The sequence below is a fragment of the Pseudoalteromonas sp. Z1A8 genome (assembly GCF_011378855.1).
Taxonomy (GTDB): domain Bacteria; phylum Pseudomonadota; class Gammaproteobacteria; order Enterobacterales; family Alteromonadaceae; genus Pseudoalteromonas.
Genome location: NZ_WTLB01000021.1, coordinates 57257 through 73015, shown reverse-complemented (window position 1 = coordinate 73015; position 15759 = coordinate 57257). Strand labels below are relative to the sequence as shown.

General features: G+C 39.6%; 17 protein-coding genes. 10 read left to right on the top strand and 7 right to left on the bottom strand.

From position 1 onward, the window contains the following. Window positions 1-23 precede the first annotated feature (23 nt). The 3 genes from GQR55_RS10275 to GQR55_RS10265 all read right to left on the bottom strand — a co-directional run bounded on the left by GQR55_RS10275 (window position 24) and on the right by GQR55_RS10265 (window position 3311). Window positions 24-215, bottom strand: coding sequence for a hypothetical protein (locus tag GQR55_RS10275; RefSeq protein WP_166420457.1), 192 nt, complete (start codon window positions 213-215; stop codon window positions 24-26). Window positions 216-332: 117 nt separating this feature from the next. After that, a complete protein-coding gene (locus tag GQR55_RS10270; protein ID WP_166420516.1) occupies window positions 333-2288 on the bottom strand; it encodes a TonB-dependent receptor in 1956 nt (651 codons plus the stop codon). A 108-nt stretch (window positions 2289-2396) separates the two neighbouring features. Continuing rightward, window positions 2397-3311, bottom strand: a complete 915-nt coding sequence (locus GQR55_RS10265) for a LysR family transcriptional regulator (protein ID WP_166420515.1) — start codon at window positions 3309-3311, stop codon at window positions 2397-2399. A 214-nt stretch (window positions 3312-3525) separates the two neighbouring features. On the opposite strand from GQR55_RS10265, the gene GQR55_RS10260 reads away from it, so the two are divergent. The 6 genes from GQR55_RS10260 (at window position 3526) to GQR55_RS10235 (ending at window position 8205) form a co-directional block, all read left to right on the top strand. Further along, on the top strand, window positions 3526-4959 hold the full coding sequence (locus GQR55_RS10260; RefSeq protein ID WP_166420514.1) for an amidohydrolase family protein: 1434 nt from the start codon (window positions 3526-3528) through the stop codon (window positions 4957-4959). Between the two features lie 18 nt (window positions 4960-4977). Further along, window positions 4978-6270, top strand: a complete 1293-nt coding sequence (locus GQR55_RS10255) for an amidohydrolase (RefSeq protein ID WP_166420513.1) — start codon at window positions 4978-4980, stop codon at window positions 6268-6270. 99 nt (window positions 6271-6369) lie between these two features. Then, a complete protein-coding gene (locus GQR55_RS10250; RefSeq protein WP_166420512.1) occupies window positions 6370-6981 on the top strand; it encodes a TetR/AcrR family transcriptional regulator in 612 nt (203 codons plus the stop codon). Window positions 6982-7009: 28 nt separating this feature from the next. After that, window positions 7010-7423: a GFA family protein gene (locus GQR55_RS10245; protein ID WP_166420511.1), complete on the top strand. Its 414-nt coding sequence runs from the start codon at window positions 7010-7012 to the stop codon at window positions 7421-7423. A gap of 12 nt (window positions 7424-7435) precedes the next feature. Then, window positions 7436-7882, top strand: a complete 447-nt coding sequence (locus tag GQR55_RS10240; RefSeq protein ID WP_166420510.1) for a Rid family detoxifying hydrolase — start codon at window positions 7436-7438, stop codon at window positions 7880-7882. Window positions 7883-7983: 101 nt separating this feature from the next. Further along, window positions 7984-8205, top strand: coding sequence for a hypothetical protein (locus tag GQR55_RS10235; protein ID WP_166420509.1), 222 nt, complete (start codon window positions 7984-7986; stop codon window positions 8203-8205). Here GQR55_RS10235 and GQR55_RS10230 read toward each other — a convergent pair. Then, a complete protein-coding gene (locus tag GQR55_RS10230) occupies window positions 8194-9390 on the bottom strand; it encodes an MFS transporter (RefSeq protein WP_166420508.1) in 1197 nt (398 codons plus the stop codon). The two genes, GQR55_RS10235 and GQR55_RS10230, sit on opposite strands and share 12 nt — an antisense overlap. A 117-nt stretch (window positions 9391-9507) precedes the next feature. On the opposite strand from GQR55_RS10230, the gene GQR55_RS10225 reads away from it, so the two are divergent. Beyond that, the gene (locus GQR55_RS10225) at window positions 9508-10290 is read left to right on the top strand and encodes a helix-turn-helix transcriptional regulator (RefSeq protein ID WP_166420507.1); all 783 of its coding nucleotides are present in this window, start codon (window positions 9508-9510) and stop codon (window positions 10288-10290) included. A 21-nt stretch (window positions 10291-10311) separates the two neighbouring features. Here GQR55_RS10225 and GQR55_RS10220 read toward each other — a convergent pair whose 3' ends face one another. The 3 genes from GQR55_RS10220 to GQR55_RS10210 all read right to left on the bottom strand — a co-directional run bounded on the left by GQR55_RS10220 (window position 10312) and on the right by GQR55_RS10210 (window position 13822). After that, window positions 10312-12372 carry a TonB-dependent receptor gene (locus GQR55_RS10220; RefSeq protein ID WP_166420506.1) on the bottom strand — a complete coding sequence of 687 codons (2061 nt, stop codon included), beginning with the start codon at window positions 12370-12372 and terminating at the stop codon, window positions 10312-10314. Window positions 12373-12446: 74 nt separating this feature from the next. Beyond that, the gene (locus GQR55_RS10215) at window positions 12447-13103 is read right to left on the bottom strand and encodes a YoaK family protein (protein WP_166420505.1); all 657 of its coding nucleotides are present in this window, start codon (window positions 13101-13103) and stop codon (window positions 12447-12449) included. 29 nt (window positions 13104-13132) lie between these two features. After that, window positions 13133-13822 (bottom strand): transporter substrate-binding domain-containing protein, encoded by a 690-nt coding sequence (locus tag GQR55_RS10210; protein WP_166420519.1) that lies wholly within the window; start codon window positions 13820-13822, stop codon window positions 13133-13135. Window positions 13823-13945: 123 nt separating this feature from the next. On the opposite strand from GQR55_RS10210, the gene GQR55_RS10205 reads away from it, so the two are divergent. The 3 genes from GQR55_RS10205 to GQR55_RS10195 all read left to right on the top strand — a co-directional run bounded on the left by GQR55_RS10205 (window position 13946) and on the right by GQR55_RS10195 (window position 15734). Beyond that, window positions 13946-14194 (top strand): TIGR03643 family protein, encoded by a 249-nt coding sequence (locus tag GQR55_RS10205; protein ID WP_024612353.1) that lies wholly within the window; start codon window positions 13946-13948, stop codon window positions 14192-14194. 74 nt (window positions 14195-14268) lie between these two features. Continuing rightward, entirely contained in the window at window positions 14269-14631 is a 363-nt protein-coding gene (locus GQR55_RS10200) for a hypothetical protein (RefSeq protein WP_166420504.1), read from the top strand. Window positions 14632-14654: 23 nt separating this feature from the next. Then, entirely contained in the window at window positions 14655-15734 is a 1080-nt protein-coding gene (locus tag GQR55_RS10195) for an endonuclease/exonuclease/phosphatase family protein (RefSeq protein WP_166420503.1), read from the top strand. The last annotated feature ends 25 nt before the right edge of the window (window positions 15735-15759 follow it).

Here is a 15759-nt window from a genome sequence, read left to right as displayed (position 1 = left end):
AGATCTGATCATGACATTGAGATTTAGTTCAAAAAAATCCCCGCTAATTTCTTAGCAGGGATTTGTGTATAAGAGACAGCTATAAAAAAGAGGCTAAACCATTCGTGTAAAGGGACACCTGTTGCTTGTGGTGCACTTACTAACATAAAGCTAATAAGCAGTAAGGTGTCCATTACATAACGAAATTTTTGTAAGTTTTGTTTCCAGTTAGACATTCTTATATGACCCTAATATTGATTGTCGTTTAATTTCCACTGTTTAAGGTACGCCCCCCTTAAACAGCAAAAGGCTCAATAAAATATTGAGCCTTAAAGGATTACTAAATTTTTAAATTAAAAAACGTAAGACGCGCTTAATTTAACATTACGACCCGCTTCGTAATCTTGCACGGTGTCGCTTGAGTATGAAGCGTGTGAGTAATACGTTTTATCAAAAATATTCTCAACACCTAGGGTCATGCTAAGTGCTTCAAGCTGACTTGGTAGCCACTGCATGCTGATGTTATGAACCTGATAGCCTACTTTATGAATATCAGCACCGCTTGATACCGAATCATCCGTTCTATTTACTAGGCTAGTCCAATTAAATTTTAAATCGTACTGTGGTACTTCGTAGCCAAGGTTTAATGCAATGCTGTCGCCAACTTCATAGCGTAGTTGCTCATGGGTCTCTAACTGATCTGAATCCGATTTAGAGTAGCTTAAGCGTGCACTAAACAGATCTTTACGTAGTGAAAGCGTTGATTCAAAACCATCAATGTCGTAATCGCCCGAGTTAGCATAAGTACCAACTGGTTTGCCTTTACCTATTGCCCAGTTATCTATGTAATCTTCAATACGGGTTTTAAACACATTAAGTGAAAAGCCTAAAGAATCTAAACCCATAACATTACGTTCTTTGAATGCTAATCCGATGGCGTTATTTACACCGGTTTCTGCTTTTAGGTTTTTATCAAAGTTAGTACTGTAATCAACGTAACTTTCACGAAGACCAGGCCCCTGAAACAACTCAGTAGAGCTTGCGCTTATGCTCCAGTTATCATTAATAAGGTATTTAGCGGCTAAACCAAACGTTAGTTCGTTCCACGATTTATTTAATGAATCGTTAGTACCAGCAGAGTACATATCTACTTTAAAATAGTTGTAACGCACACCTGGAGTAACAAATAACTGATCTGTTAATGCTATTTCGTCTTCAATATATACAGCATGAGAGTCAGCAGTATCTTTGTTGGTTTGTACGTGATTTGCAATACGTTTTGATACTTGCTCATAACCTTCACCGCCGTAGCGTAATGTATGGTTAAAACCAGCAAGTGCAATTTTTGAAGTGGCAAGCGCTGTGTAACCTGTATGCTCAGAGTTACCTTCAGTACCGAGTGCAATATAGCTTAGCTCGTTTTGGTAAACGCTAGCGCGTAGGGTAATTGCATCGCCTTTATCTAGCTCGTAAGCTAAGGAGGTGCTTGTGCGAGTGTAATCAATATCTTCTGTTTGCGCGTCTGAGTCTTCAGCAAAGCCAGCACCAAAGTTAGTTTTTACATAGTAATCGCCTTCGTCGTTGTATCTATCGTATGAAAATACTAAACGATTGCTCTCATTTACGTCCCAACCTAGTTTGAATATTCCGTCAATTGTGCGACCTTCGTTACCGGTTACTTCTTTACCATTACCGTTTTCAAAGTTATTTCTATCTGTTGAGGTGTAGTAGGCTAGGGCATCTACATTATCGGTTAGTTGACCATACACTGCAGCAGAGGCGCCTGCGTAATCGTTAGTGCCTAAGTTTGTGTATAAACGAGCACCAAAATCTTGTCCTGGCTCTAGTAAATCTTTTGCGTCTTTGGTTTCAAAGGCAACACCGCCTGAAAGGCCACCGGTAAGCACTGAGTTAGTACCTACTTTTATATCAACCGCTTTTAAAATATCAGCGTTAATTAATAAATTACCAGAGTGATGAAACATATTGTTGTTTTGGCTAATTCCATCAACGGTAATATTTAAATCTAAGTCGTCAACGCCACGAATATTAATGCCTTGAACTATTGAATGCGAACCACCCACGTCAATACCCGCTTGATCGCGTAATAGGTCGCTTAAGTGATTTGCTTGTTTTCTTTCAATGTCGTCTTGTAATAACGAATTGTTAGTAATAGTTGTACCCCAAACTTCCATCGTTTCTGATGTATCGGGAGCTTGTTCGGCCAAGCTTGCAAATGACATGCTAGTACATAAAGTACCAACAATAATAGTAAGAGACTTCTTATTAAATGGGAGCATATTTTTCATCGTGAGTATTATTATTTAACTTTAATATTATTAAGAATGATTCGTATTAAATAGATCGAAGGCACGAATGGCAATTCAAAACATATGCTCACATTGAATAGTAAATATTTAGATTTTGAATACTTTACTTTTAACTAGCTCTCTAAACCATTGGCAAACAGGGTCATTATGGTGGCGTTGATGCCAATATAAATAAACTTCATCGTGTTCTAAATCAAGCTCTGAAGGCACGTCTCTAGCTACTACATCATGATGGCGGCAAATATCATTAGCAAAATGATTTGGTACATAAAATATTAAATCGGTATTTTGGGCAATGGTGCCAATACTATAAAAGTTTTTTAAACGTATTGGCGTATTAATATTATCAATTCCAAGTGCTGTAAAGCAGTGCGCAATAGAAAGAGCTTTTTCTCCCTGAATTGATATTTGGCCAAAGTTACAGTCACGTAATAATTCAATATTTAGTTTTTTATTGGCAAGCGGGTGAGTGCTGGCCATTATTAATTTAAAGTCGCGTTCAAACAGCGGTTGGCGATACAGTTTGTCCTCAGAGCTTGTTGGCTTGTGCCCTGTTATTACAAAGTGAGTTTCGCCTTTGAGTAAGTCAGCAAACTGCGGTTTTGGTAACGTGTCTATTTCAAGAATAATATTAGGTGCTTGCTCGCGCACATCTTTAATTATAGTTTCTATGAGTAGGTGCATTTGCGGCGGAAGGCCAAATAATTTTATGGTGGCTTGGCTAGTTTTAGGATCAAATGTTTGTTTATTAACCAGTGTTTCTACCATATTTAAAATAGAATTTAAGTCTTGCTGAATCGATATCGCTTTTGGCGTTAGCTCGTAACCTCCAGCCATTCTGATCAGTAATTGATCGTCAAACAAAGTGCGTAATTTACCTAAAGAGCGGCTAATAGAAGGCTGACTCATACCTAAAGTTAGTGCTGTATTGCTAATATGCTTTTCGTTTAATAGCTGTTTTAAAATAATGAGAAGGTTTAGGTCGAGCTGATTTAAATTCATAATTTGGTTTGTAAGGTGGCGGTATTTAGAGTCTTTATCCTAGCACTTAAATAGTTAAGTACGAAAAGGTGTTTTTATTTTAAAAATTTAAAGTGTATTTGCACCTTAAACATGAGTGATCGTTTTTTAGCTTTTACATTAAAATGTGAATCTATATTTACATTTTGTGGTTGCACACATATATTGAATGTAATTTAATAGACGGGCATAAAATATGAGTACACTTTTTAAAGGGTTAAACACACTTAAAATATCGCTAGTAGCGACTGTATGTGCGCTAACTAGCTTTACAAGTTACGCAGTTGATGATCAATTTGTTAGTTATCAAGCAGGGCGTTATGCCATAAAAAATATTACGTTAATAGATGGCACCGGCAAACCAATACAAACTAACCAAACCGTTGTAATAAATAAAAATAAAATTGTGAACATAGGCGCCACAGCTGAGGTAGAGGTGGCTAAAGGTGTAAACATTATTGATGGTAGTGGCAAAACGTTAATTCCGGGTTTGGTGATGATGCACGAGCACATGTTTTATCCAACCGGCAAAGCGCACTACACCGAAATGCTATATAGCTTTCCGCGTTTATATTTAGCGGGAGGAGCTACCACTATTCGAACTGCCGGCACTACAGCACCTTATGCCGATTTAAGGCTAAGAGATGCCATAAACGCAGATAAAAGTTTAGGTCCTGATATAGACGTAACGGCGCCATACTTAAATGGGCCAGGCTTACCCATTTTAAAAATAAAGTCGCTGCGCGATGTCAATGATGCTAAAAAAATGATGGGCTACTGGGGCTCTGAAGGTGTTACATCGTACAAAGCGTATATGCACATTCACCAAAAAGAGCTTGATGTAGTTATTAAAAAAGCGCATGAGCAAAATAATAAAGTTACGGCTCATTTATGCTCAGTAACTTACCGAGAAGCGGCATCACTTGGTATTGATAATTTAGAACATGGATTTTTTGCCTCAACCGACTTTGTAAAAAATAAACAAAAAGATGTGTGCCCAAGCAATAAAGACGTACAGCAATCGTTTGTCGACTTAGATATAAACTCACCAGAAGTAACGAGCCTAATAAACTACTTAGTGGCTAAAAATGTAGTGCTTACTTCAACCCTCACTGTATTTGAAACCTTTACTAAAGGACGTCCCAAAGCATATCCGCAAGCGCTTGAAGCTTTAATACCGCAAGTGCGAGAGCAGTACGAATCTCGTTTTGAAAAAATAGCGCAGCAGAGTGAGTCTAGTTGGCCCCTTGTATTTAAAAAGATGATGCAGCTTGAGAAAATGTTTGTAGCCGCTGGTGGTAAATTAATGGTGGGCACAGACCCAACGGGTTACGGCGGTGTGATTGCTGGTTTTTCGAATCAACGTGCAATTGAGCTATTAGTAGAAGCCGGTTTTAATCAGCCACAAGCAATTAAAATTGCAACATTAAATGCCGCTCAGTACTTAAATAAGCAAAATACAATAGGCAGTATAGAAGTAGGTAAACATGCAGATATGGTCATTATTAATGGCGACTTTGCTAGCGATGCCGCAGCGATAAAAAATATGGAAACGGTATTTAAAAATGGTGTAGGTTATAACTCAAAAGCATTATTTGAAAATACAAAATCGGTTGTTGGACTTCATTAAAATAATAAAGGTAACAGTATGAAAAAATCACTTATTTCAATCGCATTAGGCTTTGCTGCATTGAGTACATTTAATGCTAATGCAAACCTCGATCAGCAAGTAAAAAAAGTAGAACAACATGTTATTGATTGGCGACGCGACTTTCATCAAAACCCTGAGCTTGGCAACCGCGAAACCCGCACCGCAGGTATTGTGGCTAAGCATTTAGAGTCGTTGGGTATGCAAGTACAAACAGGCATTGCTTACACCGGTGTTGTAGGTATTTTAAAAGGTGCAAAGCCTGGTCCTACGGTAATGTTGCGCGCAGATATGGACGCGTTACCCGTTACCGAAAAAGCCGATGTTGATTTTAAATCAACTAAAACCACTAATTATCGTGGTGTTGATGTAGGCATAATGCACGCGTGTGGACACGACACGCACGTAGCTATGTTAATGGGTGCTGCTGAAGTACTGGCAAATATGAAAGACGAGCTTCACGGCAATATTATGTTTGTGTTTCAACCCGCAGAAGAAGGCGCACCAGAGGGGGAAGAGGGTGGCGCTGAGCTAATGCTTAAAGAGGGCATATTTAAACAATACAAACCCGATGCCGCTTTTGGCCTACATATAACGTCTAGCTTACACAGCGGTAAAATTGGCTATAGAAGTGGCCCAGCTATGGCAAGTGCCGATAGTTTTGAAATAACAGTACATGGACGCCAAGCTCATGGCTCTGCACCGTGGACAGGCGTTGACCCTATTGCTGCTGCCGCGCAAATAGTAACGGGGGTTAATCATATTGTTAGTCGCCAAATTAACATTACCAAAGAGCCTGCAATTGTCTCGTTTGGAAAAATAGCAGGAGGCGTACGTAATAATATTATTCCTGAAGAAGTAGAAATGGTGGGTACAATTCGTAACTTTGATATGGATAACCGTGCACAAATATTTGAAAAAATTAAAACAACTGCCACGCATATTGCTAAATCGTCAGGTGCTACGGCAGAGGTACATATTCACGAAGGTTACCCGGTAACAATTAATAACCCAGAGCTAACCACGCAAATGCTCCCTAGCCTTAAAAAAGCAGCAGGTAACAATAACGTAGTAGAAATGGGAAAAATAACCGGCGCAGAAGATTTCTCGTTTTACGCATTAGAAGTGCCGAGTGTATTTGTATTTTTAGGTGGCACGCCTAACGATCAAGACCTAAATACAGTAGCAAGTAATCACTCGCCTTATTTTTACGCCGACGAATCATCTTTCAAAGTGGGCACTAAGGCACTTAGCCTGCTTGCAATAGACTATTTAAACGCACATAAAAAATAATAAAGGGCACCAAGTTAAGCAATTGGTTTAACTAGGTGTTGCTGTTTAAATTAAAAGGTCGCATCATGTTTGTAATGTATAAAATAACGTATTTAACTTATGTCTGATCAACCTTGTTTAGAGCCTAAACAGCAACGTAGCCAGCTCACTCAACAAAAACTTCTCAAAGCACTGCACCATAGCTTAAAAACTAAATTTTTTGAGCATATAAGCATCAAAGAGCTTGCTGATTACGCAGATGTATCGGTAGGTACTTTTTATCGACGATTTAAAAATAAAGAATCGTTATTACCGGTCTTATATCAAGACTTTGGTGTTGACTTAAATAACTGGGTTACCCAGCTTGAGCAGCAAAAGTACACAAGTCTAAATGACGTTGTTAATAACCTATGCCACGAAACGTATTTGTTTTTGTTATCAAACAAAGGCGTATTTAGAACCCTGCATTTAAATTCGCGTTTACACAGTGAATTACTCGGTTCAGATAAGCTGATTGATAGGCGTGTTATTTATCAACGTTTGGCGCAATTAATTATCCAAGCACGTGCAAGTACCAATGAAAGCGCAGCAGGCACTGCGGTATTTTTAATTGTTAGTTCTTTACTTGATAAAGTGCTTTATCACGACTTAACGCCTGCTATTGCTTGCCCTTTAAGTGCAGCGCATTACGCAGAAGAATTACCAAAAATTATTTTAGCTTATTTAGGTTAAACACCTTAAATATACTCATGGAGAAAAAATGAAAATTACTGGAAGCTGTTACTGTGGTGAAATTAAATACCAAGCAGAATCTCAAAACAATAATGCACTTGTTTGCCATTGTAGCGATTGCCAACGTATGTCGAGCGGCCCATTTAGAGCAGTTATAATTGCAGAGCCAAATTCGGTTGTGTTTACCCAAGGTGAGCCAAAAGAGTTTGTTAAAACAGCGCAAAGCGGTAACAAGCGTGCGCAAGGTTTTTGTGGCACATGTGGTACAACGCTTTACGCAACTAATGAAGCAAAAGCTGACCGTGTATATGGTTTACGTATTGGTGCAGTTGATCAGCGTGATGAGTTTACGCCAACAGCACAAATTTGGTCACAATCAACGCTTACTTGGCTTAACGAATTACACCAAGTGCCTTCATTTGAAACCACACCGCAAAAATAAGGTAGTCAGGTAATGAACTCACTGATAAAAATCGCTTTTTTAGCAAGCACATTAATTACCGGCAGTGCATTTGCAGCTTCGGGTAATGTCGACTTTTTAAATACAGACAAAGCGAATCTTAATTTACCATTTTCGCAAATAGTAAAAGCCGGTAATACACTTTATATGTCTGGCCAAATAGGTATTAACCCTGCAACCGGTAAGTTGGCTACAGGCGGTTTTGAAGGTGAAACTAAACAAACACTTGAAAATATTAAACGTACCTTAGAGATGCATAACTACAGCATGAGCAACATAGTTAAATGTACGGTTATGCTAACTGACATAAATGACTTTAAAGCATTTAATGCTATTTATACTCAGTATTTTAGTGCGCCATATCCTGCACGTAGTGCCTTTGCAGTTAAGGCGTTAGCCCTTGATTCTTTGGTAGAGGTTGAGTGTATTGGTGCTGTTTAGTTGATACTCAGCAGTATTACTTCTAAAAAGTAATACTGCTTTTGAAATTTTATATACAAAAAGGCTGTCTATTTGAGTAGTTACATAACAGAGGCAACATCATGTGTAGTTCACCTAAAAGCAGCCGTGCGGTAAAAAAAACAGCCATTAGTTTTAATGATGAGCTTACTCAAGAACAGCGCCTACGTTTTGCTGCAAAAGCTAACTTAGCACAAGAGCGCCGCGCACAGCGTGAAGCAACTAACAAACGCTACGAGCAAAAGCATACTAGCGGTAAGCCTGCATCTGGTTTTTTTTCGTGGTTACAACAGCTAGTTAACTGATTTAGCTAACGTGGTGTTTTTACCACTACCTAAGCCACATAGCGCGCATAATACGCCTGCAATAGCACATAGCCATAATGGCGCAGCCCAACTTCCCGTAGTCGTATGTAATGCACCCGCAAGCATTGGCCCTACAGCGGCGAGTAAATAACCTACACTTTGCGACATACCCGAAAGCGATGCTGCTTGTTGTGAATCATCAGTTCGTAAACTAATAAACGACAGCCCCAATATAAAACATGCTCCAGAGCAAAAGCCCAGCATTAAGGTCCACACAAAGGCATAGTTAGGCATGTAAAGCAGCCCCAATGCACTAAGTGCACTGAGCATAGCTAAAATAAAGCTAAGCGCGCTTTGATCTTTTAATTTTGCCAATAGGGGAATTAATATTAAACCCGGTAATGCAGTCGCAATTTGAAAAGCCCCATGATAAGCACCCGCTTGCGTAGCACTTTGGCCAGTTTCGGTTAATATGCTGGGCAACCACGTAATAATTATATAATTTAAAAAAGAGTTTAAACCCAACAGCAGGGTAATTTGCCACGCTAGTACATAACGCCATACACTTTTTGACGTGTCAGCGTGCTGAGCAATACTGGCAGGTTTTGTGTGTTTACTTAGTTGCGACATCCATACAATAATACTCGCCAGTGTAATAAGGGCTGATGAGCCCAGCGCAAGTTGCCAGCCTAACCCGTTTAACTGACTCAGCGGAAATACTAAGGTAGAAAACCCGCCCGATACAACGCCCATTGTAAGCACGTAGGCGGAGGTCATTAATGCAATTTTTCCTGGGAAGTCGCGTTTAATTAAGCTCGGTAATAATACGTTTGCTACAGCAATACCCACACCAATAATAGCGGTACCTACAAACAACATAGCTGAGGTATTTATTACTCGCGCCGCAACGCCTGCAAGTATAAATAGCAAAGCTACAAATAAGGTGCGCTCAAGACCCTGTTTTTTAGCAAGGGTTGCCGCCATTGGCGATACAACCGCAAAGGCAATGAGTGGCAATGTTGTTAAAAATCCAGCTTGCGAAGCACTTAGCCCAAAGTGATTAATAATTTGTTCAAGCACAGGTGCAATACCTGTAAATGTGGCGCGTAAGTTTGCAGCTATAAGCAATATGCCAAGTACTAGCAATATGCCAGCAAAACGTGATTTAGGTGTGTTATTTAACAAAAGAGAAGGCCATTAAAGTTGAGTTGTTACTAATACTTAATGGGCGCTAGTATAAAGGCTTAGTAAAAACTATAATTTAGAGATAATGACATTAAATAACTAAAAACAGACAAAACTATGTTTGAACCGATTGGCTGGGATGAAATCAGAGATTTTGAAACTATGGCGCAACCCATTATTGCCAAAATAGAGGACACCCAAGCGAGTCACGAAATCCCCCTGCATACTCATCCAAAAGGGCAATTAATTTTAGCGCTGCATGGTTATGTAACATGTGAAGTGTCGGCAAAAATGTGGATGGTGCCTACGCACAGTGCAATTTGGATCCCCGCAAAAAAGATTCACAGTAATAGGGCGTCTGATAACGCAAAGCTTTGTCATTTATTTATTGATAGTAGTAAAAACGGTATGCCACTAAATACCTGTACGTTAGCCATTACGCCACTGGTTAAAGAGCTAATGTGCGAACTAGCTGCTCATAATCAACACTATGCTTTAAATAGTAAAACGGCACGTTTAGCGCAGGTATTATTTGATCAACTTATCGATATGCCAGTACAACCCCTGGACTTTGTTTTATCTAATAACGAGGTAATTCAAGCCATGAGCGATCAGCTTATAAACAAGCCAAATAATCGAAAAACACTGCCACAATGGGCCAAGCAGTTTGCATTAACTGAGCGCACGTTAGCGCGGTTAATTAAAAAAGAAACCGGCATGACATTTGGAAAGTGGCGTACGCAATTGCATATAATTACAGCCTTAAAAGCGCTTTCTGATAAGCAAAGTGTACAGCAGGTGTCTGAGTTATTAGGGTATGAGTCGGTGAGTGCATTTATTACTATGTTTAAAAAGGTGATGGGTAAATCGCCCATGAAATACATGAGCGATTTAAATTAGCTTAGCCCTTAAATTAACGCATTACCATGTGTAAGTTGCCGAAAGCATCGCGTTACGTGGTTTGCCAGGAAAGTATCTGTCGCCAGTAAAACTGGTGTAGTCGGCACGCTCTGCATAAGCTTCGTCGGTTAAATTAATAATACGTGCAAGTACTTCAATATTACTCGTAACCTGCCACTGCGCGCGCAAGCTTAAAACATCATGCCCTTGGTATTTATTTAAATTTTCTGGGTCGGTGTAGTAGTTACCAACACGATGCCACTGCAAAGCAAATTGCGCGTTGCTAAGTGCTTGCCATGTTAAATCAAGATTAGCAATATTACGCGGCGCGGTGTCTATATCGTTGCCGTTTATATTTAAACCGTTAAGTATTTGGTTGTTAGTATAAGTGTGTTTTGCGTGGGTACCTGCAAAGTTAAGCGCAAGCGATTTAGTGAGCTGGTAATCAAGCTCAAGCTCAATACCACGATGGCGAGAGCTGCCATTATTTACCGTAAAAAAGTCGCTATCGCGGTAAATCGTATTGTGTTTACTCATAGCGTAAACAGACACGCCATAACGTAGTTTTTCGTAAATCCCTTTAATACCTAGTTCTGCGTTATTGGCTATTTCGGCGCTTAAATTTGCAGTGGTTTGCTCGCGTTGTAATTGGTATAGCTCAGCCGCTTGTGGCGCTCGGTAACCACGAGAAAAGTTCGCATAAAGTGTGTTATTTGTATTGTACTGATAACTTACGCCAAGCTTTGGCGATAAATTACTAAAACTATTATTATCGCTTGCTGGGCGGCTATAACGGCAACCACCAAATGCGCACTCTGTACCATTGTCTTTTGTTCTGCCTACCAACATATTATTGGTGTAGTCGTACTGCATATGCTCGTAGCGCACACCTACGGTAAGTAACCATTTATTTAATTGCCAATCAACCGATGCAAAAGGCGCATACAGCGTGGCGTTAACATCGTAATCGTAATGCTTGCCTTGCGGTACGGTGGCCACTAAAAATGCAGAGCCCTGCGTTGGCTCGTTTTGACTTTGAGTAAAATCGGCTTGCGTGTATTCGCCATCAAGCCCTAGGTTTACTTTTACATTACTTTGTAAGTTATGTTGATAAAGCGATTGCACGCCAAAGCCTGTTTGACTGTTTTTTTCAAGCGGTGTACCGGGTAAAAAGTGCTTAAAAAAGTCCATGCTTTGGTCACGAAAATAAACCGTAGTAGAGAGCACATCATCGTTATTTAATTGCCATGTTGCATTGCTCCACGCTCTAAACGCGCGTGCTTTTCTAAATGCGTCTGGGTCAAAGTTTTTTTGCGCGAGATCTTCGTTTTTATAGCTTTCAAAGCCTGTAATAAATCCCGCTGTTTGCTGATCGAGGTTTGTGTAAGTAAGCCCTGAAGTTAGTAGTAAATTATCATTTGAATAGCGATGGCGAATATTTACTTTTTGTTGATCTACGCTTTCGTCGTCGCGGTAACCGCTGTCGTCGGTAATACTTGCGTTAATGCCTATACCGCTGTTGCCGTAATCTTGCCCTGCGCGTAATTTATAACGAGCATAACCGTATGAACCATAATCAACGCCTACTAAGCCACCGCCTTGTGTGGTGTCGGGCGTTATTACATTAATAACACCGTGCACAGCGTTTGAGCCATAAAGTGCAGAGCCAGGGCCTTTTAATACTTCAATGCGCTGCGCCATTTCGCTGTGGGCTTCAAATAGCTCGTTTATATTACAAAACCCAGCGGCTCTTAGTGGTATTCCATCCTCCAAAGTCAATATGCCACCACATGCTCCAGCGCCCGAAAGTACCGGCGAGCGAAGGGCGGGTAAATATTCTTGGCCGTTTCCGCGTTGAATATTAGCGCCTGCTACTCGTTGTAGTGCTTCCTCAATATGGGTAGGCGCTATGCTTTTTAGCTGCGCTTCACTTAGTGTACTTATTGAAAGAGGCAGTGGGGTAGATAGTGCTTCAACGCGCGATGCAGTGGTTGTTATGGTTTCTATTGAATCGTTATTTTGATTATTGGCAAGCGCAGTGTAGCTAAAGGGTAATAACAGCGGCAAAAAATAAGGTTTCATACATTCCTTGAAAGTAATCTATATTGCATTGCCTCTATAATATGCGGTTTTAATGTGCATTTAAACTTGTTGCGTTAAAGCGTACGTAGCCTGTAAACCCGATATGTAATTGATAAAACAAAACAAGCTGCAGCAGGAAACACCAAAGTAAGCACTTGGTAGTGTTCAAATAAAATAAAGCCGATTACACCACCTAATAAAAAGCCCGCAATAATAAGTAAAAACATAACGCCTTTACGCGTATCAAATTGCTCACCTTTAAGTGCTTTTCCCATCATTAAACCAAGGTCAGTAAAAATACCCGTTAGGTGTGTAGTACGAACAACTGCGCCACTGTAATTAGTCGCTAACGCGTTTTGTAAACCACATGCTGCTGATGCGAGCGTAATTGCATAAACATAAGATTGATCAAGTAGGTAGGCACTTGCTAACAGCAAAATACCTTCAATAAATAAGAGCGTGTCGTAATGGCGGCCAAGTTTTAATGAGCGCCCTGCAAGTAAAAAGCCAGAAAGCGCCGAGCCCAACATAAAGCTAATGAGTATGCTAAATAACAGCAAAGCGGCTGACGTGCTGCTCATTAGCTTAATACCCAACAAAGTAACAGAGCCTGACAAGTGCGAAATAGCTTGATGCTCAAATCCTAATAAGCCTACAGCGTTTACTATGCCCGCTATAAATGCCAGCGTAAACGCGCCATATTCAACCCATTTTGGTAGTTTTGTAAACATTGGTTATCTCTTAATATGTGCAGAGTTAATTATTGAGCTTGTGCTTTAAAACGCTTTATTTGTTCATCAACTAATTTTGTATCCATTACGCCACGTTTAAAAGCAATATAAACGGGGAACGAATAGTCATTTAATTGCCGAGCATAAATGTTTTTATATTTTTTTGAGTACCACAAACCAGCCTGATAGTTGGTTATTGCATATTGCACACGGTTTTTTTCTAGTAGCTCAAAAGTGGCTTCAGTAGAAAGTGAACGAAGTAAGTTATTTTCATTAATTGTGTATTTTGTAGTGATAATTTCGGGAAGAATAACACCGCGTAGCATAGCTATAGCGGCTTTTGATAAATCATCAGTAAGCAAATTATCTTCATTTAAAGTAAATAAACCATACTTAGTCGTATGCAAAGGCTCGCTAGTAAAATCTAAATATTCTGTACGCTCTTTATAGTTAGCCAATGAGAAATAGCAGTCGTAATAGCCCAGCTTCATCTCTTTTTTAACACGCGCCCAAGGTAAATGAACAACGTCAATTTTGAGGTTTAAGTTTTTTTCAATAAACTTTATGTAATCAATATCTAAACCTGTAAATGTATCGGCTTTTTCATCGTAAATAGTAAAAGGAGGGTAGTGTGTTGTAACGCAGCGCAACGTTTTACTTGGCGCTGCAAGTAATAACGAGGGAAAAGTTAAAGCTAAAAACAGTAATGTTGCGCGCATAAATATAAATTCGATACCATTTAAATACATAATCTGAATGCTAATTATACAGTTACTGAGCTTAAATTGCATTGATCTAAGTATTTTTGCCTAGCGTATAAATTAAATTTTGTGAGAAACACCATGTTTAACCCAGAGCAGCAGTCACGTATTATCGAAATGGCGTGGGAAGATAGAACCCCTTATGAGGCAATAGAGCAGCTATACGGATTAAAATACCCGCAGCTGGTGGTATTTATGCGAGACAATGTTTCAAAAGGTAGTTTTAAAGTGTGGCGTAAGCGCCATGCAGGGCGTAAAACAAAACACTTAAAATTACGCGATCCCGCTATTATGCGCAGCCATTGTAAAACTCAATATAAACAACGTTAAACGAGGTGTGTGTTTCATACGATGTTCATCCATGTTTGTTAATCTTTAGCTATTAATTACGCTAGAGATTATTTATGAGAGCAGTAATACACACAGCACTAATAGCATTGAGTTTATGTTCAATAAGCGCAGACGCAAAGCCGCATAAAGATAAGCATGGTCATAAACACGGCCATAAAAAGCATCATTCGCATAAGCATAACGACAATAACTACCTTTCTAAAAAAGAGGCAAAGCAGTTAATTCGCGCAGGTTGGACGCCACCAGGGCTAAGTAAAAGCTACCACCGAGGCGACTTTTTAGAGCGCGATTTATACAAACGAGGTAGAGTGATTGAACGCTCTAGAGATAATGGTACAGTAAGTATTGAAATAGACCGTACAGTTATCCATATGGTGCACGACACCCGAGAAATACTTTCAATTTTAAGTCGTTAAATTAACTTTATAAGGATATTAAAATGCTCATTACGCTGGCTATAATTATTGGCTTTTTTTTACTGGTTACCTTATTACCTATGTCGTACAGCCAACATTACTTAGTGCGTAGCTGCGATTTTGTGCGTTTACAGGTATTTTATATTGCCAGTTTTGTAGCTGTTACGTCGCTGTTTTTATTATGGAAAAACGGTGAAATAAGCTACGTATTTATAGCGTTAACCTCGTTACTTATAATGATTTTACAAGGCAAATGGATTTACCCGTATACGTGGCTTGCTAAAAAAGAAGTGCAAAGCGCACCAAAGCATATAGATCATAGTGTAAGGATTATGTCGGCAAATGTACTTATGTCGAATCATAAAAGTGAGCAGTTAATTAGCTTGGTTAACGAGCACCAACCCGACTTACTTATCACGCTTGAAAGCGATAGCTGGTGGGAAAATAAATTATCAGTCATTAAAAAACACTATCCGTATTTTATAGAATGCCCTAAAGACAATCGCTACGGCATGCACTTATACAGCAAATTTAAAATACTCGATGCCCAAATATGTGAGCTAATAGAAGAAGATATTCCTTCTATTCATATACTGTTTGAAAACGACGAAGGCCTTAAAATGCAAGGGCATTTTATTCACCCCGCACCGCCAAGCCCGACTGAGGAAGACTCATCGCGTCCGCGCGACTCAGAGCTAATAATGGTGGCCAAAGCACTTAAAAACCCTACACGACCTACCATAGTTGCCGGTGATTTAAACGACGTAGCATGGTCGCGTAGCACGCGTTTATTTATGCAAATAAGTGGCTTGTTAGATCCTCGTAAAGGCCGTGGTTTTTATAATACCTTTCACGCAAGTTACTTTTTTATGCGCTGGCCGCTTGACCATTTATTTCACAGCGAAGGCTTTAAAGTAAAGCGTATTAAGCGCCTTGCTAAATATGGCTCTGATCACTTTGCACTACTCACTGAGCTTTCTTTTGAGAATGCCAATCAGGAATCACTAGAAGATAAACCCGAAGAACTAAAGCATGAAGAAATCCAAGAGCTCGCTATGAGCAAGGCTGATAAGCGAAAAGTGCCAAGGTTTGACGAGGAATGATAGCTATTAGACAGTGTAGGTCGGA